General features: G+C 44.5%; 24 protein-coding genes. 6 read left to right on the top strand and 18 right to left on the bottom strand.

The window, feature by feature from the left end:
* Positions 1-278 precede the first annotated feature (278 nt).
* Together dapA and ligA are read right to left on the bottom strand one after the other, a co-directional pair.
* Positions 279-1,172 (bottom strand): 4-hydroxy-tetrahydrodipicolinate synthase, encoded by an 894-nt coding sequence (gene dapA / locus HU824_RS13935; RefSeq protein ID WP_005827769.1) that lies wholly within the window; start codon positions 1,170-1,172, stop codon positions 279-281.
* 103 nt (positions 1,173-1,275) lie between these two features.
* Positions 1,276-3,273: an NAD-dependent DNA ligase LigA gene (gene ligA, locus HU824_RS13930; RefSeq protein WP_176469145.1), complete on the bottom strand. Its 1,998-nt coding sequence runs from the start codon at positions 3,271-3,273 to the stop codon at positions 1,276-1,278.
* 89 nt (positions 3,274-3,362) lie between these two features.
* Here ligA and trmD point away from each other — a divergent pair, with 89 nt between their 5' ends.
* On the top strand, positions 3,363-4,040 hold the full coding sequence (gene trmD, locus HU824_RS13925) for a tRNA (guanosine(37)-N1)-methyltransferase TrmD (RefSeq protein WP_136010108.1): 678 nt from the start codon (positions 3,363-3,365) through the stop codon (positions 4,038-4,040).
* 93 nt (positions 4,041-4,133) lie between these two features.
* On the opposite strand, the gene HU824_RS13920 is transcribed toward trmD, so the two are convergent.
* The 5 genes from HU824_RS13920 to HU824_RS13900 all read right to left on the bottom strand — a co-directional run bounded on the left by HU824_RS13920 (position 4,134) and on the right by HU824_RS13900 (position 9,089).
* Positions 4,134-5,045 (bottom strand): dihydroorotate dehydrogenase, encoded by a 912-nt coding sequence (locus HU824_RS13920; RefSeq protein ID WP_136010109.1) that lies wholly within the window; start codon positions 5,043-5,045, stop codon positions 4,134-4,136.
* A complete protein-coding gene (locus tag HU824_RS13915) occupies positions 5,033-5,809 on the bottom strand; it encodes a dihydroorotate dehydrogenase electron transfer subunit (protein ID WP_176469144.1) in 777 nt (258 codons plus the stop codon). The genes HU824_RS13920 and HU824_RS13915 overlap by 13 nt, the downstream gene beginning before the upstream one ends.
* Before the next feature lie 118 nt (positions 5,810-5,927).
* The gene (locus HU824_RS13910; protein ID WP_176469143.1) at positions 5,928-6,389 is read right to left on the bottom strand and encodes a helix-turn-helix domain-containing protein; all 462 of its coding nucleotides are present in this window, start codon (positions 6,387-6,389) and stop codon (positions 5,928-5,930) included.
* Positions 6,390-7,255: 866 nt separating this feature from the next.
* Positions 7,256-8,275 (bottom strand): DNA polymerase III subunit delta, encoded by a 1,020-nt coding sequence (gene holA, locus HU824_RS13905; protein ID WP_176469142.1) that lies wholly within the window; start codon positions 8,273-8,275, stop codon positions 7,256-7,258.
* A 37-nt stretch (positions 8,276-8,312) separates the two neighbouring features.
* On the bottom strand, positions 8,313-9,089 hold the full coding sequence (locus tag HU824_RS13900) for an AMP nucleosidase (protein WP_136010113.1): 777 nt from the start codon (positions 9,087-9,089) through the stop codon (positions 8,313-8,315).
* A 65-nt stretch (positions 9,090-9,154) separates the two neighbouring features.
* Between HU824_RS13900 and HU824_RS13895 the strand changes: the two genes are divergently transcribed.
* Complete coding sequence (locus HU824_RS13895; RefSeq protein ID WP_136010114.1) at positions 9,155-9,604, top strand: type I restriction enzyme HsdR N-terminal domain-containing protein; 450 nt, start codon at positions 9,155-9,157, stop codon at positions 9,602-9,604.
* A 39-nt stretch (positions 9,605-9,643) separates the two neighbouring features.
* Here the strand turns inward: HU824_RS13895 and HU824_RS13890 are convergent, their stop codons facing one another.
* The 8 genes from HU824_RS13890 to HU824_RS13855 form a co-directional block, all read right to left on the bottom strand.
* Positions 9,644-10,534, bottom strand: coding sequence for a CblA family class A beta-lactamase (locus tag HU824_RS13890; RefSeq protein WP_176469146.1), 891 nt, complete (start codon positions 10,532-10,534; stop codon positions 9,644-9,646).
* 48 nt (positions 10,535-10,582) lie between these two features.
* Positions 10,583-10,852 (bottom strand): hypothetical protein, encoded by a 270-nt coding sequence (locus HU824_RS13885; protein ID WP_255260524.1) that lies wholly within the window; start codon positions 10,850-10,852, stop codon positions 10,583-10,585.
* Between the two features lie 153 nt (positions 10,853-11,005).
* Positions 11,006-11,788, bottom strand: a complete 783-nt coding sequence (locus HU824_RS13880) for a porin family protein (protein ID WP_176469141.1) — start codon at positions 11,786-11,788, stop codon at positions 11,006-11,008.
* Between the two features lie 25 nt (positions 11,789-11,813).
* On the bottom strand, positions 11,814-12,965 hold the full coding sequence (locus HU824_RS13875) for a PCMD domain-containing protein (protein ID WP_176469140.1): 1,152 nt from the start codon (positions 12,963-12,965) through the stop codon (positions 11,814-11,816).
* 146 nt (positions 12,966-13,111) lie between these two features.
* On the bottom strand, positions 13,112-13,951 hold the full coding sequence (locus HU824_RS13870; RefSeq protein ID WP_136010118.1) for a zinc ribbon domain-containing protein: 840 nt from the start codon (positions 13,949-13,951) through the stop codon (positions 13,112-13,114).
* A gap of 5 nt (positions 13,952-13,956) precedes the next feature.
* Positions 13,957-15,051 (bottom strand): Nif3-like dinuclear metal center hexameric protein, encoded by a 1,095-nt coding sequence (locus HU824_RS13865; protein WP_176469139.1) that lies wholly within the window; start codon positions 15,049-15,051, stop codon positions 13,957-13,959.
* 126 nt (positions 15,052-15,177) lie between these two features.
* Positions 15,178-15,987: an ABC transporter permease gene (locus HU824_RS13860; protein ID WP_136010120.1), complete on the bottom strand. Its 810-nt coding sequence runs from the start codon at positions 15,985-15,987 to the stop codon at positions 15,178-15,180.
* Between the two features lie 11 nt (positions 15,988-15,998).
* The gene (locus tag HU824_RS13855) at positions 15,999-16,622 is read right to left on the bottom strand and encodes an ATP-binding cassette domain-containing protein (RefSeq protein ID WP_176469138.1); all 624 of its coding nucleotides are present in this window, start codon (positions 16,620-16,622) and stop codon (positions 15,999-16,001) included.
* A 93-nt stretch (positions 16,623-16,715) separates the two neighbouring features.
* On the opposite strand from HU824_RS13855, the gene HU824_RS13850 reads away from it, so the two are divergent.
* From HU824_RS13850 to HU824_RS13840, 3 genes are all read left to right on the top strand, one after another.
* The gene (locus HU824_RS13850; RefSeq protein WP_176469137.1) at positions 16,716-17,252 is read left to right on the top strand and encodes a ferredoxin domain-containing protein; all 537 of its coding nucleotides are present in this window, start codon (positions 16,716-16,718) and stop codon (positions 17,250-17,252) included.
* A 140-nt stretch (positions 17,253-17,392) separates the two neighbouring features.
* Positions 17,393-18,508 carry an agmatine deiminase family protein gene (locus HU824_RS13845; protein ID WP_176469136.1) on the top strand — a complete coding sequence of 372 codons (1,116 nt, stop codon included), beginning with the start codon at positions 17,393-17,395 and terminating at the stop codon, positions 18,506-18,508.
* A 39-nt stretch (positions 18,509-18,547) separates the two neighbouring features.
* Entirely contained in the window at positions 18,548-19,435 is an 888-nt protein-coding gene (locus HU824_RS13840; RefSeq protein WP_016273776.1) for a carbon-nitrogen hydrolase, read from the top strand.
* Positions 19,436-19,466: 31 nt separating this feature from the next.
* Here the strand turns inward: HU824_RS13840 and HU824_RS13835 are convergent, their stop codons facing one another.
* From HU824_RS13835 to HU824_RS13825, 3 genes are all read right to left on the bottom strand, one after another.
* Complete coding sequence (locus HU824_RS13835) at positions 19,467-19,847, bottom strand: GtrA family protein (RefSeq protein WP_035458002.1); 381 nt, start codon at positions 19,845-19,847, stop codon at positions 19,467-19,469.
* A gap of 21 nt (positions 19,848-19,868) precedes the next feature.
* A complete protein-coding gene (gene aspS, locus HU824_RS13830; RefSeq protein ID WP_176469135.1) occupies positions 19,869-21,626 on the bottom strand; it encodes an aspartate--tRNA ligase in 1,758 nt (585 codons plus the stop codon).
* Between the two features lie 131 nt (positions 21,627-21,757).
* Positions 21,758-22,798: a diacylglycerol kinase family protein gene (locus tag HU824_RS13825; protein ID WP_016273773.1), complete on the bottom strand. Its 1,041-nt coding sequence runs from the start codon at positions 22,796-22,798 to the stop codon at positions 21,758-21,760.
* Positions 22,799-23,005: 207 nt separating this feature from the next.
* Between HU824_RS13825 and HU824_RS13820 the strand changes: the two genes are divergently transcribed.
* Entirely contained in the window at positions 23,006-24,193 is a 1,188-nt protein-coding gene (locus HU824_RS13820; RefSeq protein ID WP_016273772.1) for a pyridoxal phosphate-dependent aminotransferase family protein, read from the top strand.
* Positions 24,194-24,239: the final 46 nt, after the last annotated feature.

The following is a 24,239-nucleotide window of genomic DNA, read 5'->3' as shown; positions in this document are numbered from 1 at the left end:
ACGACTCGTAGTAACTTATGTAGGGGGCGATTAGAATTCATGGGATTGATATTGCTTAATTTAACCGCAAAGATAATTCACTTTCGCGTATTAACATAATATACCCACAGGGTTTTCGGACTGATCCCTTATCTGCAGACTGGTTTTGGATTATATTGATAATACAGGCGCATAGGAAAAAAGAAGAAGTTAATTTCGTGTTTTCACGAAATTAACTTCTTGCATATCTGATATTTTGTATACTGGAAATTAATATCTTATAAGGGCGGTATAAGGCCTTAACATTTAATGTTCAATTCATCCAGAATCTTGCGCATAGCTTCGAAAGTGGTGATTCTGGTCGGCACCAATGGCAGACGGAGCTTGTTCTCAATCATTCCCATTACGTTGAGCATGGCTTTTACTCCGGCAGGGTTACCGTCTACAAACAGAAGCTTGAATAATTCGGCAAATTTGTGGTGAATGGTCAATGCATTGGCGTAGTCTCCTTGCAGTGCCAGGCGTACCATACGGCTGAACTCACGTGGGAACGCGTTTCCGATGACTGAGATGATACCGACGGCCCCTAGGGTAATCAGAGGGAAGGTAATGCCGTCATCACCTGAAATAACGTCGAAATTGGCCGGTTTGTTTTTGATGATGTCATCCATCTGCGTGATGTCGCCCGAAGCTTCTTTGACGGCTATCACATTCTTGAAATCGCGTGCAATGCGCAGGGTTGTTTCCGCCTTCATGTTCACACCGGTACGACCGGGGACATTATAAAGCACAATCGGCAAATCAGTTGCTTCCGATATGGCCTTATAATGCTGATATATACCCTCTTGCGAGGGTTTGTTGTAATATGGAACAACGGAAAGAATAGCATCTACTCCGGTGAAATCGTCATTTTTCAGTGTTTCCACTATGGCACGGGTGTTGTTTCCGCCTACGCCCAGCAGGATGGGAATTCTTCCGTTCACCCGCTCGATGACCATTTTCTTGATTTTCTTTTTCTCCTCTTCGGTCAGAGTCGGAGTTTCTGCTGTGGTGCCGAGTACGCACAAAAAGTCGGTATTGTTTTGAAGTTGATAGTCTACCAAACGCATCAACGCATCGTAGTCAACGCTTTCATCCTCTTTAAATGGAGTAATCAGCGCTACCCCCATTCCTTTCAATCTTGTCTGTATCATGAGTATTATAAAGTAATCTCTAATTAAATGACTCGCAAAAGTACGAATTTTTTCGATTTACCCTACAAATATAAGCCATAAAAAAGCTTTTTGTGGAAATTTGTTAGGATATCAATGTCAAAAACTCATCTTCGCTCATAATCTTAACTTCCAGTTTCTGTGCTTTCTCCAGTTTGGCAGGTCCCATATTTTCTCCGGCCAGGATAAAGCTGGTTTTGGAGGAGATGCTGCCGACGTTTTTTCCACCGTTTTTTTCAATCATCTCTTTGTATTCGTCCCGTGAGTGATGAGTGAATACGCCGCTGATGACGATGGACTGACCCGCCAGTTTGTCGGTGTATCCGCTGAGGTCTTCTTCCGTCTGGTGGAGTTGCAGGCCGTTTGCTTTCAGCCGTTCCACCAGCTCTCTGTTGGCGGGATTGGAGAAATAGGTTATGGTGCTCTGCGCTATTTTTTCACCAATTTCATCGATGTTTTTCAGCTTTTCGATATCCGCGTTTTCCAGCTCTTCGATGTCCGTAAAGGACTTGGCTATTTTCTTGGCAACTGTTTCTCCCACGAAGCGTATGCCCAGTGCAAAGAGTACTCTTTCGAATGGCACTTCTTTACTTGCCGCGATACCGTTGACTATGTTTTCTGCCGATTTTTCGCCCATTCGTTCCAGGTTTTTGATGTCGTCGGTTTTGAGCTGGTATAAATCTGCAGTATCGTTTATCAGCCCTAATCGGTAGAACATATCTACGGTTTCAGGTCCCAGTCCGTCTATATTCATGGCTTTGCGGCTGATGAAATGCTCTATCTTCCCTTTAATCTGCGGAGGGCAAGCGGTTTCATTAGGGCAATAGTGGGCTGCTTCTCCTTCAAAACGTATCAGTTTACTGCCACATTCGGGACAATGAGTGATGAACTTCACTTTTTCACCGATAAGCATACCGCGGGCATCCTTATCGACTCCGGTTATTTTTGGGATGATTTCACCGCCTTTTTCCACATACACCATGTCGCCTATATGCAAGTCCAGTCCTTCGATAATATCTGCATTGTGCAGAGAGGCACGTTTCACAATGGTGCCGGACAGTTGCACGGGGTCCAGATTGGCAACCGGAGTCACTGCACCGGTACGTCCCACCTGATAGGTGACTTTGTTCAGCCGTGTCAGTGCACGTTCTGCCTGAAATTTGTATGCGATGGCCCATCGGGGGGACTTCGCTGTGAATCCCAAATTCTTCTGTTGCTTTAAACTGTTGACTTTTAACACAATACCATCAGTAGCCACCGGAAGATTCTTACGTTCTGTATCCCAATAATTGATATATTCGAAGACTTCCTCCAGGCTGTGGGCTTTTCTGGTGTGCTCTGATGTTTTAAATCCCCAGCTGGCGGCGGCTTGCAGATTCTCGTAATGGCCGTCACAGGGCAATTCCTCTCCCAATAGATAGTAGAGATAAGCATCCAGCTTTCTGGATGCTACGATAGCGGAATTCTGCAATTTCAATGTACCGGAAGCAGCATTGCGCGGATTGGCGAAAAGCGGTTCCTCACGTGCTTCCTTTTCCCGGTTCAGTTCTTCGAAGACCACCCAGGGCATCAGAATTTCCCCTCTGATTTCGAATGACTTAGGATAATTCCCATGGAGTACCAGCGGAATCGTCCGGATTGTCTTCACATTATCCGTCACGTTATCGCCCTTTTCACCGTCGCCACGGGTGACGGCACGCACCAGTTTGCCGTCCTCGTAAGTCAACGAGATGGAAGTGCCGTCATACTTCAGCTCGCAGCAGATTTCAAAATCTTCGTTCAGTGCTTTCTTTACCCGTTCGTAGAAGTCGGTCACTTCACTTTCGGAATAAGTGTTTCCTAATGAAAGCATGGGATATTTGTGTGCCACTTGTGTGAAATTCTTGTTCAAATCACTTCCTACACGCATCGTGGGCGAATTATCATCTTGGTATTCAGGATGTTCTTTCTCTAACTCTTGTAGCTCGCGCATGAGGTCGTCAAACTCCTTATCGGATATTTCAGGAGCATTCAGCACATAATAATTGTAGTTGTGCCGGTGTAATTCCGCACGAAGCCTGTCTATTTTTTCTTTTACAGTCATAGGGTTTTCGGATTGTTTGAACGCAAAAATACGGGTTTCTCCCCGAATATTTGTACTTTTGCAGCTTGAAATAGCTAAAATAAAGTTATATGCGCATTGACATTATCACAGTTTTACCGGAAATGATTGAGGGATTCTTCAACTGTTCCATTATGAAACGTGCTCAAAATAAAGGGCTTGCAGAGATATGTATACATAATCTTCGTGATTATACAGAAGATAAGTACCGTCGTGTAGACGATTATCCGTTTGGCGGCTTCGCCGGAATGGTGATGAAAATAGAGCCGATAGAGCGATGCATCAACGCTCTGAAGGCTGAGCGGGATTACGACGAGGTTATCTTTACTACCCCCGACGGTGAACAGTTCAATCAGCCGATGGCAAATACTCTTTCCCTTGCCCGGAATCTCATCATTCTCTGCGGGCATTTCAAAGGGATAGATTACCGGATTCGCGAACATCTCATCACGAAAGAAATCAGCATCGGCGACTATGTGCTGACTGGTGGAGAACTGGCGGCGGCCGTCATGGCAGATGCCATCGTCCGCATCATTCCGGGAGTGATTTCCGATGAGCAATCTGCACTTTCAGATTCCTTTCAGGACAATCTGCTGGCAGCGCCGGTCTATACGCGTCCCGCTGACTACAACGGATGGAAGGTTCCTGATATTTTACTTTCCGGACACGAGGCAAAAATTAAAGAATGGGAGCTGCAACAGTCATTGGAAAGGACCCGTAGACTGCGTCCGGATTTGTTGGGAGAATAAGTCTACTGATGTAAATAAAAAGAAAAAGGACATTCGTTGACGAATGTCCTTTTTTATGAATATATATGGCGAATGACGTTCTCTTGTTATTCACTATACCTCAAGTGCACCGATAATGTCCTTTACGGACTGATAACCGTGTCTGTCGAGATAGTCATTTATTCCTTCTGCCACTTTCACCGTAACCGTGGGATCTATGAAGTTTGCCGTACCAATCTGGATGGCAGAGGCACCTGCAAGCATGAATTCCACAGCATCTTTCCAGTTCATGATACCTCCCAAACCTATGACGGGGATTTTTACTGCTTTGGCTACTTGCCATACCATACGTAAGGCAATGGGTTTTACGGCTGCACCGGACATACCACCGGTTACAGTGGAGAGCATGGGACGCCTGCGTTCCGCGTCTATAGCCATTCCCAGCAGGGTATTGATGAGGGAAACGCTGTCTGCGCCGCCATTTTCGGCTGCACGGGCTATTTCGGTGATGTCGGTAACGTTCGGTGAGAGTTTTACGATAAGTGTCTTTTTGTAAACTGAGCGCACGGCTTTTACTACTTCTTCTGCTCCTTTGGCAGTAACTCCGAATGCCATTCCGCCTTGCTTCACATTGGGGCAAGAAATGTTCAATTCTATGGCAGGAATTTTGTCAAGTTCATTAATAATGGCTGCTGTTTCGGCATAGTCTTCGATGGCAGACCCCGAAACATTCACAATCATGTTGGTTTGAATGTCTTTAATGTGAGGATAGATATGTTCGACAAAGTAATGAACGCCCTTATTCTGTAGTCCTACAGCGTTTAACATACCTGAAGGAGTCTCTGCCATACGCGGATATGGATTGCCTTCACGTTTGTGAAGGGTGGTTCCCTTTACAATTATACCACCTATTCGCGATAGTTCGATGAAATCGGCGAATTCTTCACCATATCCGAATGTTCCGGATGCAGTCATCACCGGATTATTCATTTGTAATTCGCCAATATTTACACTTAAATCTGCCATAATAGTTTGTTTATATTAAAAACCGGACCTTCTTTACATACGCACAAATGGCCTTCCGTGGTATTTTCCACACAGCACAGACAAGCACCTATGCCACACGCCATCATATTCTCCAAAGATACCTCGCAACTGATGCCTTTACTTTTGGCATACTTTGCTACTGCCATCATCATCGGTTTCGGACCACAAGTATATATCTGTTCAAAGCACACCTTATCTAGTATGGAATGTTGCGTTACATATCCCTTTTCTCCATGGCTGCCATCCTCAGTGGTGGTATATACCTCGCCATAGGCGGCAAACTGTTCCAGCTGAAGCAAGTCCTTGTCACTTCTGGCACCTAGCAGGAATATTGGCTTGCAGCCTTTCTTGGTAAGCTGTTCGCCTAAATATAACATAGGAGCTGTTCCTACACCTCCACCCACCAGCAAGAGCTTGTCTGAGGGTTTTTCAGGCATTGTGAAGCTGTTTCCCAGTGGAAGCACTACATTGATTATATCGCCTGCTTTTGCTTCGCCTAGTCGCTTGGTTCCGTTGCCTACAAGTTGGATTAAAAACCAGACTTCATTCCGTTGTCTATCTACATAATTGATGGAGATGGGGCGGCGTAAGAAAGTGGCAGGCGAGCCGTCCACGCGAATCTCTGCAAATTGTCCCGGCAACATTTCCGGAAGCGGGGACGGAGAAGTCAGCTTCAGCAGCACGTAGTTGGCGTGTAAGCGGAGGTTCTCCGTCACTGTCAGATCTAAAATATACTTTTTCATATCTATAAAGAGGGATGTTTTTCTTTTCGGATGCAAAGATAATGTAAACCGAGTGTAGAATAAAATGAACCCGTTTCTTTTTTATGCCGGGGCGTTAGTCTATTTCCATTCTCATTCTTCAATTTTCCGGTTTGAAAGTCTCGTAGGTATTATCATCAAAAAAAATTCTTATTTCAGTGATTTTTCTGGGAGGTCTTTCTTTGTATATAATCTCTTGTTTTACAATTTCTTTAGGCGTTTTTGAGGATGTTTCTAATGCAATTTCCGTGCGATTCTCAGTTTCATCCAGCCCGTTGGTCAGATTTTCCGGATTCTCAGCAAATAGAGGATAGTCGAATCCATCATTTTCGGGTGAGTCCGGATTATTACTCATATTGCCTTGGCCGGTAAGCAGCCACTCCAAGTTTATATCATTGTAACGTTGATGCAATCGGAGAATAACTTCCGTACTTGGATATTTGTTACGCGGACCCAAGATGTGGGAAATGGTGGCTTGGGCCACACCGATGCTCTCGGCAAAAGCTCCTGCTGTCAGTTTCTCTCGGTCCATAACCATTTTGAATCTGTCTTTTATGCTCATGGCTTATGTGTTTATTACAATTGTATATGATAATTATTGGATTACAAAAGTAAAAAAACAGCGTCATAAAAGCAAATTAAAAATGTAATATTTTATATTTCACAAATGAAATACTATTATTACAATATTAATTATTACAAATGCTATAGTAGGAATAATGAGCAAAATAGATATTTATTCAAGGTTTAATAAAATAATATATATGTATGGCTATTAGAGGTATTATGCTATATTTATTTGGCATAAAATCCTATATTACATTTGTTTTTTGCCAATCCTTCGTATTATATAATCTGATAATTTGATAAAATAATATATATTATTGATATTTGCATAGTTATATATTATAAACTAGTAGGTTAACCCCTACTCTATTATTTTTGTAAATCATTAGTTTACGACATTAAATATCGTATATTACATTTGTATTTTCAAATGTAATATCACAATTGTTATATAATATTTTTAAATGTAGTGATTATGTAATGTCATATATTTACAACAGTAAATACTTGTAGTTGCAGATTACAACTATCGTACTCATGAAAAGCATGACAGATTCTTTTTATACCGATTTAAAGTCAGAGTGATTTTTACATTCCTCCTTACTAAGAAGAAAAAATGTGACATGAATAAGAAAATAAGATTCTCTCTTTATTGTCTGTTCTTCAGGATTTGAATCCTCGCCTTATTTCCGCATAAGTGGTCGATTCGTCGTGAAAAAACGATTCTCAAGGCTTATAAATGAGTGTAGTATATTGTGAATATGAGAGTTATCTCTTATTCTCTTGTCTGTATTGAAGGATGAAATAGAAAAAAGGGGGATAAATCCCCCTAAAAATAACAGAATGGTAGCAAATCAGTCGTTAGTGTAGAATCTTAAAGACCAGTTCCCGGAGGATATCTCCATCGCTTAGAGAGGAATTTCCTACTCCTTTGGATTTGGCATCTGAATATCGAATCTCTCCGATTATCTGCATGGTCTTTACACCGCTATAGCGACGCATGGCACTTAGGTATTCGCGAGACTGCCAAGGAGTTTTCAAGCCTATGAAGCCGGCAATGCCCTGCTCTGTTTTTTCGGGGGCATAGTATGCCAACATCAAGTTGGAGAAGAAACCGAAAAGTAAAGATAAAGTCATTTGAATAGGGTTTGTTTTCGGATTTTCTTCAAAATATTTTATTATTTTATTGGCCTTTAGTATATCTTTTTCTACGATGGCACTGCGAAGTTCAAAGTTATTATAATCCTTGCTGATTCCGATGTTGCGTTCTATCTGTTCGGGGGTGACGCGTGTCTGACCTTTTGGAAGAGTTATAATCAGTTTTTCCAGTTCTCCCGTAAGGCGGCTGAGGTCCGTACCTACGAAATCGGCAAGCATGGAGGTGGCTTTGGGTTCCAAGTCTACACCTTTGCGCTTCATGTATGAGGTGATGAATGCCGGTAACTGGGCATCCTTCACCTTCTTGGATTCGAACAAGACCCCCACCTTTTCTATTTCGGCAGCCAGTTTCTTCCTTCTGTCCAGTACTCCATGTTTGTGGCATAGGACAAGAATAGTGGAATTCAACGGCCTTTGCAGGTAGTATGAAAGCTCTTCCATGTTGCGGATGGCTTGTGCCTCCTTTACAACTACGACTTGGCGTTCGGACATCATCGGATAGCGCTTGGCCGCATTGATGACGGTAGCCATATCCACGTCTGCACCGTAAACTACGGTCAGGTTGAATTCCTTTTCGGTGTCAGTGAGAACGTTATCTGTGATATAGTCGGAGATGAGGTCTATGTAATACGATTCCTCGCCCATAAGATAGTAGATGGGGCGATATTGCTTGGCTCTCAGCTCCTTTAGAATATCATCACATGTGGTTTCTTGTTTTGCCATATATAAAGTAAAAGTGCTACGGGATGCCCATAAGGGACTACCAGTCGAATTTCAAGTGTTTTACGGTTTTTTTCTCATCAATAATCATGCGCAGGGATGCAATGCCGATTTCAACATGCTCATTTACATAGTTCTGGGTAACCAGATTGTCGCTCTTGTCGGTTTTTACACCTTCCGGAATCATCGGTTGGTCTGAAACCAGCAGAAGGGCTCCCGTGGGAATATGATTGGCAAAACCACAACTGAACAAAGTCGCTGTCTCCATATCAACGGCCATGGCACGGGTTTTCTTCAGATATTCCTTGAATACCTCGTCATGTTCCCAGATGCGGCGGTTGGTGGTGTATACGGTACCGGTCCAGTAGTCGCGAGCATAGTCGCGGATGGCAGAAGAAACGGCGCGTTGCAACATAAATGCCGGGAGTGATGGAACTTCGGGTGGGAAGTAGTCGTTGGAAGTACCCTCGCCACGGATGGCGGCTATGGGAAGGATAAGGTCTCCTATTCTATTTTTCTTGTCTATGCCGCCACACTTACCTAGGAACAGACATGCCTTGGGTTTGATGGCGCTTAACAAGTCCATGATAATGGCGGCATTAGGGCTTCCCATGCCGAAGTTGATGATGGTCATTCCTTCCGCACTGGCAGATATCATGTTGGCATCTTTACCGAAAATGGGAACATTGAACTTTTCTGCGAAAATCTCTACGTACTTGTTGAAGTTGGTCAACAGAATGTACTCTCCAAAATCCTCCAGGTTACGTTTTGTGTAACGGGGCAGCCAATTGGCTACGATTTCTTCTTTTGTTTTCATAAGATTTCATTAAATTTGTGTTCCCGAAAGACGGGGAACCATTATTTAACTTACAAATGTAGTAAATGTTATCGTTAAACCTACCAGCATTCGATACTAAAATTGCCGTAAGAGACGGAAAAAATGTTATTTTCGATGTAATCCGTCGTCGTTATGTCGCCTTGACACCCGAAGAATGGGTACGGCAGCACTTCGTTCACTTTCTTCTTGTTCACAAGGGGTATCCGCAAGCGCTTATGGCAAATGAGGTGCAGGTACAGCTGAACGGTACAAAGAAACGCTGTGATACAGTGCTCTATCGGCGTGACCTCACTGCCCGGATGATTGTGGAATACAAGGCCCCCGAAATAGAAATCACCCAAAAGGTTTTCGACCAGATTACTCGCTACAACATGGTGCTGAAAGTGGATTATCTGGTTGTCAGCAACGGGCTTCAGCATTATTGTTGCCACATAGATTACGAGCATAACAGCTATACTTTTCTGCAAGATATACCCGAGTATCAAAATTTATAGGAGGAGCTGACGATAGCCTCCTTGTTTTTCTTATCTATCTTATCTCATCGCATCGTATACCATGCGTGATATGCGAGCGATGATGTCCGCATTGTCCTCGTCCGTCTCGTATGAGTCCATGACGAAGGCGGCAATGTAGTATTTCCGGCCGTCGGGAAGGATAACGAGTCCGGCATCATTATCCGCAGTTTTCATGCCGTCGGCATTGCGGTCGGAAGAGCCGGTCTTGTGTCCTACCATGGTTTGGGCTGGCAACATACCTTTCAGTTTGTTGGCACCGGTTTCAGTATCTATCATGGTCTGCCATAAGAAGTCTTTCAGCTCCTTGTTGGAGAACAACTCTTTTTCATCGGCCGTTCTCAGTAGTCGGACTATAGCGGAAGGAGTACTCCAGTTGCGGTATACAGCCTCGAAACTGGAGTGCATGTCATCTTCTGTTTCCGAGAGGTTGAAGGAGTCGATACCCAACCTGCGGATATAGTCATTGATATATTTAATACCTCCTACATATTCTATCAAGATGTCACAGGCATTGTTGTCGCTTTGGGAAATACTGTATTGCATCAGTTTCCTAAGCGTAATCGTAAAATCCTGATTGGGAAATTTCTTCCGAAGGGGGCTGTAGGTATTGGGCAGCATTTGGGATGCCTTTATGGAAACAATGCTGTCCAGACTGATTCCCAGCTTGTCCATCTTGTCCAGTACGGCCAGTGCCACATGGAATTTGAATACACTAAGCAAGGGGAAGTGTACATGGTCGTTATATCGGAGCATATCTCCTTTGTCTGTCCATACGGCTATACCGACGGTGGCTTTCTTGTCTTTGAGTAGACTGTCAATCTGGTTTTCAAGTCTTGATACTTGCAGTGGTCGGATGGCGGTAGCCATGCAAGCGAACAAAGCAAGTATCGTGATGAAATATGCTTTCAACATTTTATGGGTACGACAAAAAATCAGCATACAAAGATACATTTTTTGTTATGAATTCCTCTTTTTGCTGCTGAACTTTTCCTGCAACTTCTGCACCAATTCGTAGAAATTCGGAATATAGACCGTGGCGAGCAAGGTATTCAGCGCCATATCGAATACTACGGCACCTTCCCGGTGCGATGCGTTTTCCCGCTCCTGCTCGAGTTGCAAAAAGCTGCGAGCGGCATGACTCCGAATGCAAGCGATGCCATCAGGATAAGTCTGCAGGCAGATATGCTCTGTCTGGAACGCCGCATCGCGGTTGGCTTTCTGTGCCATGCCGCAGGGCATAGGCATAATATGAGCAACGCAGTGCTCCAATCTTTTATATTCATAAACAAATAAAGGTTTAGGTAGTTATCTTTTTATGGGATTGATAACAACCTAAACCTCTATTTGTTTATGAGTATTTACTCTGTATACCCAAGTATCTTAGAAGGCATACCCGAATCCTACATTCAGGTAGATGGGATACATGGCAAAGGTAATGGTATTGAAATCTTTCTTGAAAATATCATTCAATCCCCATGTAAGGTCGGCAAATACACTCAGATGTTTGAAGGCACGCCAGTCTACACCAGCTTGCACGCTCCAGGCAAACTTGCGCAAGTCATCCGAAAAGTCGTAAGTGGCAATGGCACCGTCGGAGAAGTTTACCTTTTCTCCGGTGGAGTCTCCTTCACGCAAATAGCCTTCATATACATGTCCGGAGAATTCCTCATCCATCAGATATGAGACATATATACCTGCTTTGGCCCGCAATCGTGAGTTGATTTTATATGCACCCAGCACGGGGACGGTGATGTAGGCATTGCGTACTTTAGTTTTTACTCCCCCGGTCCAGTTGCCTTTCAAACGGTTACCGTCATTTCCTATGATTTCCATGCCATAGTTCTTTACTGTCGCTTTGGTAATCATATTTTTGGTTTCCAGTCTTACACCGGTTATTACACCCCATTTTTTTGTTTTGCCCAACCATTTGATGGCATTTCCTTCCAGCATAAAGGCTAAGGTAGGATTATAGGCATCGATACTTCGTATTTCTACGGGTAATGGAAGCGGAGAAGTGCCGCCGATACTGACACCGGCCCTTATTTCATATTCCCAACCGTGTAGAGCGGCGTTTATAAGCGTACGGTTCTGGTTTTCTTGAGCGTATAAGGCAGTCTGCATACATCCCACCAGTACGATAAATGCTAATATTTTCTTTATCATGTTGTATTCCAATTCTATATGATTCTTATTCGTAAATCAGTTCCACTTCGTCTATAAGTAAAGTGCTTCCTGGAGCACCCTCAAAAGTGGCACCATCCTTGCTTGAGGCAAATATGATGCCTATCTTATATTCTCCTTTAGCCAGTCTGGCTTCGTCAATCTTCTTTCCGTACCGTTGGTAGTCGAAAGGTATATCAAAGAATTTCCATTCGTCTCCTTCTGTTTCTTGCGGATTGGAAACTAAAGCAAGAGCCACCATGCTGGAGTGTTCGTAGTTTTGATTCGGCAGATTTCCATCCAGTGTTACATCTGTCCCCTTTCCTGCACTGTCATATTTTACTCCATCATAAAATATTGCATAGATATTGAATATATCTTTTCGGGAGGTATATTCGCCATTTTCATAAAATTGTTCTCCGGCCTTATACTTATAGTATCCAGTCAGTCGTAAAGGTTTATTGTAGAAAGGAGTACCGAAGCGCGTAGCACTAAGCGGATTGGTAATAGCATTCTGCATGTCGAAACTGCCGATAAACAGATTACCGGCGGCGATGGGCATACCTACCATGTTACCTAAGTCGCCAGTGAGGCGTGTTTCCAATTTCACACATTTTCCAGTTTTGCCATTGTCTATTTGGGTAGTAGGATAATCTTCTGTTGCGGCTTCACTCATAGCCCATTTGAATCCCTTATTACCACTTGCCCATGTCAATTCGTTACCGGAATCTTGCTCTTCGTAGAATTCCTGCCATACATTTTGCATGATTCTTACCTTTTCAAAGTGGTATGTAGTCGGAATATTACTTGCCTTTTGCTCTCTGACAGTAATAGCATAAACACGATGCCAAGCTTTATCTTCCGAAGTGACTGTATATCGTACCGATGTCGTGAAATCCTGTACACTCCCATTGGCAGGACTGATGGTAGCACCCGGAGTCAACTCGAATATAGGAGCGAGCTTTTTATCCGTACCTTCTTTTACACTGATTCGTATCGGATAGGCATTTTGGCTTTCGTCGTACGACGGGTTCAAATCAATGTACGAATTTGCCAGTATATCTTCTTCAAAAGAAATACTTGTTATATCAGCTTCAGCATTGGGTGCTTCATCTTTTATGCACGATGCCATCAATATTCCTAAAAGTGAATAAAGTATGAATAATTTGTTTTGTCTCATGCTTTTTTATCTAATTCTATTAATTTTTTGATGAGCAAAACTACACCTTTTTTCTTTAACTATAGAGTTTTATGAGCTTATTTAACAAAAAAAACGGCAATAGAGGTCTTGACTATTGCCGTTTTTTTTGTAAAAATGTTCTATTTTTAATTATCTGAGCCGATATGTACGATTTTTCTTTTTGCTCTTACTGGCTTTTCCTTTACAACTTCCACTTTCTGTTCGGGAGTTATACCAGCCAGTTCCGGGTCAATCATGATACGGCCACAATATTCGCAAACGATGATTTTCTTACGTGAACGAATATCCAATTGTCTCTGGGGCGGAATCTTATTGAAGCAACCACCGCAGGCATCGCGCTGTACATATACGATACCCAGTCCATTGCGTGAATTCTTACGGATACGTTTGAAGGACTGAAGCAGACGGGGTTCGATTTTTGTTTCCAGTTCTTTGGCCTTGTCTCTCAGCTTCTCTTCCTCTTGCTTGGTTTCGGAAATAATCTCGTCCAGTTCACTCTTCTTAACGTCAAGGTCTTTTTGTCTTTCTTCCAGCGCAGTAGCACTTTCTGCCACTTCCTGAGATTTTTCTTCCTCTTGTGCGGCAAATTCCTTGATACGCTTTTCGCAGAGTTCGATTTCCAATGTCTGGAATTCGATTTCCTTGCTCAAGAAGTCATATTCGCGGTTGTTGCGCACGTTGTCCTGCTGGTCTTTATATTTAGCTACGGAAGCCTTTGCGGTTTCAATTTCAACTTTCTTTCCTGCGATGGAGGATTTCAACTCGGATACTTCTGCCTTGATTCTGTCTATACGGGTACTCAGACCGGCTATTTCGTCTTCCAAGTCCTGTACTTCCAGTGGAAGTTCACCTCTCAACGTCTTGATTTCATCGATTTTGGACAGCATTGTCTGCAATTGGAACAAAGCTTTCAACTTCTGTTCTACGGTCAATTCCTGAGAATCTTTTTTTGCTTCTTTAGCCATTTTACTTACATGTATTTTATGGGGTTTGTATTCACCTTGGTCATCTGGACCTCAAAATGAGGAAACAAATCCCGGATTATTGTATAAAATATTTCTTTCGTATATTGCTCACTTTCATAATGCCCTATTTCAGCCAATAATATATCGGTATCATGTTCGAAATAGTCATGGTATTTTATCTCGCCGGTGATAAAGACATCTGCACGGTTGCGGATGGCAAGCGGCATTAGGAAAGCGCCGGCACCGCCACATAATGCAACAGTCTGTATTTCCCGCCCGAGGAGTTTGTTATGTCTGAGACACCCTACTTCGAAGGTTTTCTTTATCCGTTTCAGGAACTCAAGCTCTGTCTCCGGTGTTTCCAGTTCACCAATAACACCGGCTCCGGCTTGTGGCCATGAGTTTTGAAAGGGATAAATATCATAGACCGGTTCTTCATATGGATGTGCCGCAAGCAGTGCCTTGACAGCTCCCGCTTTTTTGTAGGCGGGTATGATTGTTTCAATACGCACTTCCCGTTCGGTATGCAGCTCCCCTATCGCTCCACAGTATGGGGTGGCACCTTCCCTGGCACGGAATGTCCCCTCGCCTTCCAGATTATAACTGCACGAATCATAATTACCGATATTGCCACATCCGGCATCGAACAAGGATTTCCGTACTTCTTCCGCTTTGGCAGTCGGTACAAATGTGGTCAGCTTTACCAGCGCATTTTCCTTGGCTTCCAGGATACGAACATTTCTTAAACCTATTTTTTCGGCAATTTTGAAGTTCACTCCTCCCCGCGCATTATCCAGGTTGGTGTGCGCAGCATAAACAACGATGTCATTCTTGATGGCTTTCAAGATACAACGTTCCACATAATCCCTGCCCGTGATGGATTTATACCCTTTGAAAATGAGAGGGTGATGTGATATAACCACATTATACCCCAATGCAATGGCTTCATCCAGTACAGCTTCAGTAACGTCAAGACACAACAAAGCCCCTGTTGCTTCCACATCTGTCAATCCGATTTGCAGGCCGGCATTATCAAATCCGTCTTGCAATGGCAGAGGCGCGAACCGTTCAAGGGCGCTTACTAATTCCTTAATTTTCATTGTGAACAGAAAATTTGGTTGCAAATATAGTAAAAAGCAATGGATTAAAAAGAATTCCAGTTTAAAAAAAGTCTTGTAGGCTGTATATTTATATATAATTGAACTATTTTTGTGGGTACAATATGGTTATTTATGCTCCTTTTTTCCCTTCTTCTCCACCATCACCGGCAGTAGCTTGCCGTAAGCATCAAACGACTTGCGGGAAGCCAAAGAGATTGTAATCATCAGTGACAGCATGGAGGCGGTAAAGGTGATGACCATGATCATCATCTGATATTTGATGGCCACATTCGGGCTGCTACCACCCAATATCTGCCCAATCATGGTTCCCGGAAAAGCAACCAGCCCCATCACGGATATATTGGCAATCAGCGGACTGAAGGATTTGATGATGGCTTGGCGGATGAAGGGTGCTTGTGCCTCTGCTCTTGTGGCGCCATTGCCGAGAAGATACCGGTAAAGCTGTTGTTCCCGTTTCAGTCCGCTATAATAGGTGTTGAGGGCTATGACGTTACTGGATAGCATGTTACCCATCAATATGCCGAAAATAGGGATGAAATACCGGGCGCTGAATACGTTTTCCACTCTCAGTACTATTCCGATAAAGTACAAGCCTACACATACTACACTGCATAAGAAACCTGTAGAGATGGGCAGGAGCAGAATCTTCCTCTTCAATTGCGTTCGTGCCAATGCCGTCTGCGATGCTACGAATATCATGACAATTACCCATAGAAAGTTTATCCACGGGTTATCCCACAAGAAGAGATAGTTCAGGTATATGCCGATGAAGAACAGCTGGACAATCATGCGTGCCGTACCTATCACAGTAGCGCGCAACAGTCCGGTCTTGAACTTCCAGATGTAAAACAGCGGTATTAATAATAGCAATAATCCGATGCCCAGGCTGAGGTATGATATATCTATGGTTCCCAATAGTGTGTATGTTATTTCATGATTATATGTCGGTCACATCCGTTGGCGAATCTTTTGTCATGGGATACGGTCAGTATGGCACTTCCATTTTCTGTCTGCCTGCGGAAGAAAGAGAGCACTTTTTCCGCGGAACCGGAGTCGAGAGCGGAAGTCGGTTCATCGACAATGGTCAGTGGTTTGCCAATCATTGAGGCTACGGCTATCATCATCCGTTGGCGCTGGCCTCCGGAAATTTCGTTTACCCGTTTGTAATATAACTCCCGCTCCAGACCCAAATCCTCGAAACATGCAAATAAGCGGGTTTCAGAAAAAGGCGTGCCCCGGTTTGCCTTTAGACCGAAGGGCAACTGTACCATGTCCTTTACCCACTCCAGCGGCAATGCCAGTTCTTGTGGAATCCATGCAGTCTGCTTACGGACAACGTCGACGTTTCCTTTATCCAGCGGAATACCGTCTAATACGATACGTCCTTCTTTTAACGGGGTAAACCCAAGTATGGCATTCAGCAGTGACGATTTACCGCATCCCGAAGGGCCGGAGATACTGGCTATCTCTCCCCTTTCCAATTGCAGGTTGAAACCCGAGAAAAGTATATCGTTGCCGTAGGCGATACTGGCATTTTCTATTTGCAGCATGGCGTTCCTTTTAATCTTTCTGTATTGCAAAGATAGTGCAAAAAAATATTTGTGCTATCTTTGACGCACTAATTAATTCAGGAAAGAAAGACTATGATACAGAATGAACGTGATTGCCGCCATGAACATGTGCTTGACGTGGCAAGACAAATGCTGATTGCTGCGCGCACGGCACCGAAAGGAAAAGGTATTGATGTGATTGAAGCTGCGCTGGTTACGGGTGAAGACATTAAAAAGCTGTCTGAAAAGATGGTCGCTATGGTTGAAGAGCACGGTATGAAGTTCTTTCTCCGTGATGCGGACAACATTTTGCAGGCTGAATGTGTAATTATAATAGGTACGCGCGAGCAGATGCAAGGTTTGAATTGCGGACACTGCGGTTTTCCCACTTGTGCCGGTCGTCCGGAGGGAGTGCCTTGTGCCTTGAATACGGTGGATGTAGGGATAGCTGTAGGTTCGGCTTGTGCCATGGCTGCCGATTTGAGGGTGGATACCCGTGTCATGTTTTCTGTCGGACTTGCCGCTCAGCGTTTGGATTGGCTGAAAGGATGCAAGACTGTCTTTGCCATTCCGGTGAGTGCATCCTCCAAGAATCCATTCTTCGACCGGAAACCGAAGGAAGATAAGTGATAATTGACGAGTAGAGGTTTACAATCATAGAGTAGAGGTTTAGAAGTCTGAAGTAGAGGTTTGGCAATTCTAAACCTGAGGTTTATTCTCCCTCTCTCTCTGCTAACTTAAAAAGTAACGAATTAGAAAAGATAAATAATATGGGATATTTTGTAGGAATTCCATTGGGTGGTGCAACGGAGAAAGACTGTCAGGTGCGTTTTGGCAAGAATATGAGCTTTCAGGTAGAGACACGTGCTCCCCACTTGCCTGCCGAATGGGCCTTGCAAAGCGGCATACAGCTTACATGGCCCCATGCGGGTACAGACTGGACCTATATGTTGGACGAAGTGCAGGAATGTTTTGTAGCCATTGCCCGCGAAATAGCCGCCCGGGAGACATTGCTGATTGTAACTCCGGAACCGGACGAAGTGAAAAAACAGATTGCCGACAGGGTAAATATGGAAAATGTCCGTTTCCTGAAGTGTGAAACGAATGACACTTGGGCACGCGACCATGGAGCTATCACCCTATTGGATGCTGACGGTGTATCTCTGCTCGACTTTAAGTTCAACGGATGGGGATTGAAGTTTGCATCCGATAAGGATAATTTGATTACGCGTCGTGCAGTAGAGGCAGAAGTGATGAAAGGAAAGTATGTAAATCGCTTGGGGTTTGTCCTTGAAGGCGGTTCCATCGAAAGTGACGGCATGGGTACGTTGCTTACCACCTCCGAATGTCTGCTTTCCCCTAACCGGAACGGACAGATGAACCGGGTGGAAATTGAGGAATATCTTCGTTCCGTCTTTCACCTGCAACGCGTCCTTTGGCTGGACCACGGTTATTTGGCAGGTGACGATACGGACAGCCATATAGACACACTGGCCCGTTTCTGCCCTGCCGACACGATAGCCTATGTGCAATGCAAGGATGTGGATGATGAGCATTACGAAGAACTGCATCGCATGGAGGAGCAACTGAAGACTTTCCGTACGTTGAAGGGGGAACCTTACCGTTTGCTGGCTCTGCCCATGGCCGATAAGATAGAAGAAGAAGGGGAACGGCTTCCCGCCACTTACGCTAATTTCTTGATTCTGAATGATGCAGTGCTTTACCCCACTTATCGCCGGCCGGAGAATGATGCCCGTGCAGGGGAAGTGCTGCGGGAGGCTTTTCCCGGTTATGAAATTATTGGGATAGATTGCCGTGCTTTGATTAAGCAACACGGCTCTTTGCATTGTGTTACCATGCAATATCCCATAGGGGTGTTGAAGTAATGTCGATTATACATAGTAAAACGTAAACCATAGAATAAGATGGCAAGAAAAATAAAAGTAGGTATTATCCAGCAGGCCAATACCAAGGACTTCAGGACTAATTTAATGAATTTGGCCAAAAGCATAGAGGCATGTGCAGCGCACGGAGCCCAGTTGGTTGTTTTGCAGGAACTGCATAACTCTCTGTATTTCTGTCAGACGGAAAACACGCAGTTGTTCGACTTGGCAGAACCGATTCCCGGCCCTTCGACGGGATTCTATTCCGAATTGGCTGCTGCCAACGATATTGTACTGGTCACTTCTCTGTTCGAGAAACGCGCTCCCGGATTGTATCATAACACAGCAGTTGTTTTTGAGCGTGATGGCAGCATCGCCGGAAAATACCGGAAGATGCATATTCCTGATGACCCTGCCTATTATGAGAAATTTTATTTTACTCCCGGTGATATAGGCTTCGAACCTATTCAGACGTCTTTGGGTAAGTTGGGGGTATTGGTATGCTGGGACCAGTGGTATCCGGAAGCAGCACGTTTGATGGCATTGAAGGGAGCTGAAATATTGATATATCCTACGGCCATTGGCTGGGAAAGCAGTGATACGGATGATGAAAAGGCACGTCAGCTCAATGCTTGGATTATCTCCCAGCGTGGACATGCTGTGGCCAACGGTTTGCCGGTGGTTTCTGTGAACCGTGTGGGACATGAGCCGGATCCTTCCATGCAGACCAACGGTATCTTGTTTTGGGGAAATAGTTTCGTGGTCGGACCGCAAGGTGAATTCTTGGCCCAAGCAGGAAACGAACGGCCGGAAAATATCGTTGTAGAAGTGGACTTGGAACGTTCGGAGAATGTACGCCGTTGGTGGCCTTTCTTGCGCGACCGCAGAATTGACGCCTATGACGGATTGACGAAACGATTTCTTGACTGATAGCAACAGGGATTTTTTGTGTGTGGGGAAATTAACGGAATGTCACCCGTTTGTTCATCAGGAAATTGACACTTCCGTAAATGAATAATCCCAGAAACTGGGCAAGGTATTCGTTGCAGTCCAGCCCCTCCACCAATCCGATGAGGAAAAGGAATTGTGCTCCGTAAGCCATTCCGAAAGCTATGGAAAAGAGCAGCACTTGTCGCCAAGTGTTGCTCTTTTTTTTTGTGGGGAATATCCAGTACTTGCACCAGATGAAGTTGTGTATCTGTGCAAGTATATATGCGGTTACATTGGAGAGCATATAGTTGATTTCCAGTTCGTCCATCATTACCCATACGGTAACAGCCATAATCAAGGCATTCAGCGTGCCGATTATTGCAAAACGAAAAATGCGTGCAGATTCTTTCACCCTCCTACTTTGTAACAGCTCTTACTCTTTCACTTCAACAATCAGGTTCAGTTCGTCCAGTTGCTTCTGATCGATAGCCGAAGGTGCATCCAGCATTACATCGCGTCCACTGTTATTTTTGGGGAATGCAATGCAGTCGCGAATACTGTCGAGACCTGCGAAGATGCTGACCCAACGGTCCAGACCGTATGCCAGACCACCGTGAGGAGGTGCGCCGTATTTGAAGGCATTCATCAAGAAGCCAAACTGCTCCTGAGCCTTCTCCGGAGTGAATCCGAGAATCTCAAACATTTTGGCTTGCAACTGTGCATCGTGGATACGGATAGAACCTCCACCCACTTCAATACCGTTGCACACCATGTCGTATGCATCTGCCCGGACAGCTGCCGGGTTGGTGTCCAGCAAAGGAATATCTTCGTCTTTCGGATGGGTGAACGGATGGTGCATAGCCATCAGGCGGCCTTCTTCATCACTCCACTCAAACATCGGAAAGTCAACCACCCAGAGGCAGACGAACTTGTTCTTGTCGCGCAGTCCCAGTTGGTTACCCATTTCAAGACGCAACTCGTTCAGTTGCTTGCGGGTCTTCATGGCATCGTCACCGCTCAGAATCAGAATCAGGTCACCAGGCTTGGCGTTGAAAGCAGCCTTCATTTCCTGTAATACTTCCTGCGTATAGAACTTGTCGACACTTGATTTTACGTTGCCATCTGCCTCTACGCGCGCATATACCATACCTTTGGCACCGATTTGCGGTCTTTTCACGAATTCGGTCAGCGCATCCAGTTGTTTACGTGTATAATGTGCGGCGCCTTCTGCGCAGATACCACCGATGTAGGCTGCATTGTCGAATACCGGGAATCCGTGTCCTTTCATGATGTCCATCAGTTCCACAAACTTCATGCCGAAACGAAGGTCGGGCTTGTCGCTACCGTAATACTTCATGGCATCTGCCCACGGCATACGCATGAACGGTTCGTCCATCTCTACACCACGGATTTCCTTAAACAGATATTTGGCCATGCCTTCAAAGAGGTTGATGACGTCATCCTGCTCCACAAAAGACATTTCGCAGTCAATCTGTGTGAATTCCGGCTGGCGGTCGGCACGCAGGTCTTCGTCACGGAAACATTTGGCTATCTGAAAGTAACGGTCGAAACCGGAAACCATCAACAATTGCTTCAGTGTCTGCGGGCTTTGAGGCAAGGCATAGAATTGTCCCGGGTTCATACGTGAAGGAACAACGAAATCGCGTGCACCTTCGGGTGTGGAACCTACCAGAATAGGAGTTTCCACTTCGATGAATCCCTGATTGTCCAAATATTTGCGTACTTCAATTGTCATTTTATGACGAAGTTCCAGATTGTTGCGTACGTTGGCACGGCGCAAGTCCAGATAACGGTACTTCATGCGGATATCGTCGCCACCGTCCGTATTCTCCTCAATGGTGAAGGGAGGGGTCAGGGATGAATTCAAGACATTCAGTTCCGATACGATGATTTCAATGTCTCCCGTCGGGATATGCTGGTTTTTACTGAAACGTTCGTTTACGGTACCTTTTACCTGAATTACGAATTCACGGCCCAAGTGGTTGGCACGCTCGCAAAGTTCGGCATTCACCTCTTCGTTGAACACTAATTGGGTAATTCCGTAACGGTCGCGGAGGTCAATGAAAGTCATACCTCCCATCTTACGGCTGCGCTGTACCCAACCTGCCAGCGTCACTTGCTTGTTAACATCGGAGATACGGAGTTCTCCGCAGGTGTGTGATCTATACATCTTTTTATTTACTGTTTGACGATTTACTTATTTACTATTTTGAACATGCAAAAATACATAAAACATATTATATGACGCATCAAAAGGGGAAAGTTATTTTCAGAAACTCCTTACAGTACCTTTTTATAGCATTACATTTTCGTCAGTTTTTTGAATTGTCTTTTGCCTTTATCCAGTATCATCTTGTTTTTGTGGGCGATGTCTTCCACAAAAGAATCATTAATCTGTTTCAGTCCGTTGATATAGTCCTGTGCCCGCTGCAAGACGTTCGTGTCTTTTTCCGCGTCGTGGGGAACAATGACCTGTAGCCCTTTCTTCATAATCTTTACATCTATATTCTCTCCCATCATCATCGGGTCACCGTCAAAGTGGACTACCCCCGGTTTGGAACGGTGAATACGGAGTGTCTGACAGCGGAATGTCTTAATCCGGCTGTTCTGGTCAATAGTCTTGTTGAAGAGCTGGAAAGAGAGTGACGGTACATCGAGTACGGTGAATGGCTCAAGTATGGTGACGTCCAGCAACCCGTCGTTCAATGTGGCTTGTGGGGCAATATAGGCATTGTTCCCATATTGTGATGCGTTTCCGCAGGCTATCAGAAACGCCTTGTATCGCAGGGTACTGCCATCCATTTCCAGTTCATAGGTTTCCGGACGGTACTTCAAGCTTTCAAGCAGGGTTTTTTCCAGATAAGTGAGCGGTCCTCGCCTTCCCGCTTTGGAGAATTGCAGGCTTACAAATGCGTCGAATCCCACACCGCAGGTACAGAAGAAAGGTACATTGTTGATTTTTCCGTAGTCAATGATGTCTATCAGTCCGTCATTAATGATGTCGATGGCCTTTTTGGGTTCCATCGGAATTTGCAGGTGGCGGGCAAGTCCGTTGCCGGAACCGCAGGGAATGATGCCCAAAGCGGTTTTTGTATGTACCAGTGAGCGGGCTATCTCATTGATGGTACCATCTCCCCCTATGGCGATGACGGCATGTGCATTTTCTTGCGCTTTTTGTGCCGCTATCTCTACAGCATGGCCTGCCCGTTCGGTATAAATCACTTCTTGTACATACCTTTCCTTATCCAGCTTTTCGTCGAGCCATTTCAGTATCTGTTCCTTACTTTGAGTGCCGGATATGGGGTTTATGATAAATGCTATTTTCTTCTTGTATTCGTTCATGCAAGGATTATTGCTATGCAGTTTTCCAACTGGCAAAAGTAATATAAATATCTGAAAAATTAACCATATACTGCTTTTAAAAATAAGAATAAGTAGTTTTTTTAATGTAAATAGAACATATACCGACATATTTTGCTATCTTTGCCCCCTGTTTTTTAAAGACTTGTATTTAATAGAATTAAATATTCATTATATAAAAGATATTTCATGGGTTTACTACAAGACAAATTTGCGAAATACGACCTGCCGCAACAGTTTATGGCAAAAGGCGTATATCCTTATTTTCGCACAATCAACAGCCATCAGGATACGGAGGTAATGATGGATGGTAAAAAGGTTCTGATGTTTGGCTCCAATGCATATATGGGACTGACATACGACAAACGTATCATTGACGCCTCAATAGCTGCTACGGAAAAATATGGTACCGGCTGTGCCGGTTCCCGGTTTCTGAACGGAACACTCGATATACATGTTGAGCTGGAGAAGGAATTGGCTGAATTCGTGGGAAAAGATGAAGCACTCTGTTTTTCTACCGGATTCACTGTAAACGAAGGCATTATTCCCGCCGTTGTGGGACGTGGGGATTATATTATCTGCGATGACCGTGACCATGCTTCCATTGTAGACGGCCGTCGTCTTGCATTTGCCACTCAATTGAAGTACAAGCATAACGATATGGAAGCTCTGGAGAAAGAGCTCCAGAAGTGCGAACCGGATGCTGTAAAGCTGATTGTTGTGGATGGGGTATTTTCCATGGAAGGTGATTTGGCCAATCTGCCCGAAATTGTCCGCCTGAAGAAGAAATACAATGCCAGCATTTACGTGGACGAAGCTCATGGCTTGGGTGTATTTGGGAAGCAAGGCCGTGGTGTTTGCGATCATTTCGGTGTTACCGAAGATGTAGACTTGATTATGGGTACATTCAGCAAATCATTGGCTTCTATCGGTGGTTTCGTGGCTGGAGACAAGGCAGTAATCAATTGGTTGCGCCATAACGCTCGTTCCTATATATTCCAGGCAAGTAGCACACCTGCCTCTACGGCTGCAGCTCGCGAAGCGCTTCATATCATCAAGTCTGAACCTGAACGCATTCAGCGTTTGTGGGACATCACCAACTATGCCTTGAAGAAGTTCCGCGATGCGGGTTTTGAAATCGGTGAGACAGAATCTCCTATTATTCCGCTCTATGTGCGTGATACGGAGAAGACATTTACGGTAACGAAGTTGGCTTTTGACGAAGGCATCTTTATCAATCCGGTTATTCCGCCCGCATGTGCTCCGCAAGATACTCTGGTACGTGTAGCGTTGATGGCTACCCATACCGTAGAACAAGTGGATTACGCTGTAGAGAAGCTGACCAAGTGTTTCAAAGCACTGGATATCATCAAGTAAACTGATTCGAACAGATACTGGAAAAGCCGTTTAATAATTGATTAGG

The sequence above is a fragment of the Bacteroides sp. L10-4 genome, from assembly GCF_013373675.1.
Classification (GTDB): Bacteria; Bacteroidota; Bacteroidia; order Bacteroidales; family Bacteroidaceae; genus Bacteroides; species Bacteroides muris.
Note: the sequence above shows the minus strand (reverse complement) of the source record. Positions and strands in the feature narration are given on the sequence as shown.

Bases quoted from the DNA above. Each gene is read 5' to 3' on its own strand.
- HU824_RS13900 (WP_136010113.1), bottom strand. From the start codon at position 9,089: ATGAAAACAAAAGAAGAAATCGTAGCCAATTGGCTGCCCCGTTACACA.
- HU824_RS13845 (WP_176469136.1), top strand. From the start codon at position 17,393: ATGGGATATTTTGTAGGAATTCCATTGGGTGGTGCAACGGAGAAAGAC.
- dapA (WP_005827769.1), bottom strand. From the start codon at position 1,172: ATGATACAGACAAGATTGAAAGGAATGGGGGTAGCGCTGATTACTCCA.
- HU824_RS13865 (WP_176469139.1), bottom strand. From the start codon at position 15,051: ATGAAAATTAAGGAATTAGTAAGCGCCCTTGAACGGTTCGCGCCTCTG.
- holA (WP_176469142.1), bottom strand. From the start codon at position 8,275: ATGGCAAAACAAGAAACCACATGTGATGATATTCTAAAGGAGCTGAGA.
- trmD (WP_136010108.1), top strand. From the start codon at position 3,363: ATGCGCATTGACATTATCACAGTTTTACCGGAAATGATTGAGGGATTC.
- HU824_RS13875 (WP_176469140.1), bottom strand. From the start codon at position 12,965: ATGAGACAAAACAAATTATTCATACTTTATTCACTTTTAGGAATATTG.
- HU824_RS13870 (WP_136010118.1), bottom strand. From the start codon at position 13,951: ATGGCTAAAGAAGCAAAAAAAGATTCTCAGGAATTGACCGTAGAACAG.
- HU824_RS13920 (WP_136010109.1), bottom strand. From the start codon at position 5,045: ATGGCAGATTTAAGTGTAAATATTGGCGAATTACAAATGAATAATCCG.
- HU824_RS13850 (WP_176469137.1), top strand. From the start codon at position 16,716: ATGATACAGAATGAACGTGATTGCCGCCATGAACATGTGCTTGACGTG.
- aspS (WP_176469135.1), bottom strand. From the start codon at position 21,626: ATGTATAGATCACACACCTGCGGAGAACTCCGTATCTCCGATGTTAAC.
- HU824_RS13825 (WP_016273773.1), bottom strand. From the start codon at position 22,798: ATGAACGAATACAAGAAGAAAATAGCATTTATCATAAACCCCATATCC.
- HU824_RS13820 (WP_016273772.1), top strand. From the start codon at position 23,006: ATGGGTTTACTACAAGACAAATTTGCGAAATACGACCTGCCGCAACAG.
- HU824_RS13885 (WP_255260524.1), bottom strand. From the start codon at position 10,852: ATGGCACAGAAAGCCAACCGCGATGCGGCGTTCCAGACAGAGCATATC.
- HU824_RS13895 (WP_136010114.1), top strand. From the start codon at position 9,155: ATGTTATCGTTAAACCTACCAGCATTCGATACTAAAATTGCCGTAAGA.
- HU824_RS13840 (WP_016273776.1), top strand. From the start codon at position 18,548: ATGGCAAGAAAAATAAAAGTAGGTATTATCCAGCAGGCCAATACCAAG.
- HU824_RS13910 (WP_176469143.1), bottom strand. From the start codon at position 6,389: ATGAGCATAAAAGACAGATTCAAAATGGTTATGGACCGAGAGAAACTG.
- HU824_RS13915 (WP_176469144.1), bottom strand. From the start codon at position 5,809: ATGAAAAAGTATATTTTAGATCTGACAGTGACGGAGAACCTCCGCTTA.
- ligA (WP_176469145.1), bottom strand. From the start codon at position 3,273: ATGACTGTAAAAGAAAAAATAGACAGGCTTCGTGCGGAATTACACCGG.
- HU824_RS13855 (WP_176469138.1), bottom strand. From the start codon at position 16,622: ATGCTGCAAATAGAAAATGCCAGTATCGCCTACGGCAACGATATACTT.
- HU824_RS13880 (WP_176469141.1), bottom strand. From the start codon at position 11,788: ATGATAAAGAAAATATTAGCATTTATCGTACTGGTGGGATGTATGCAG.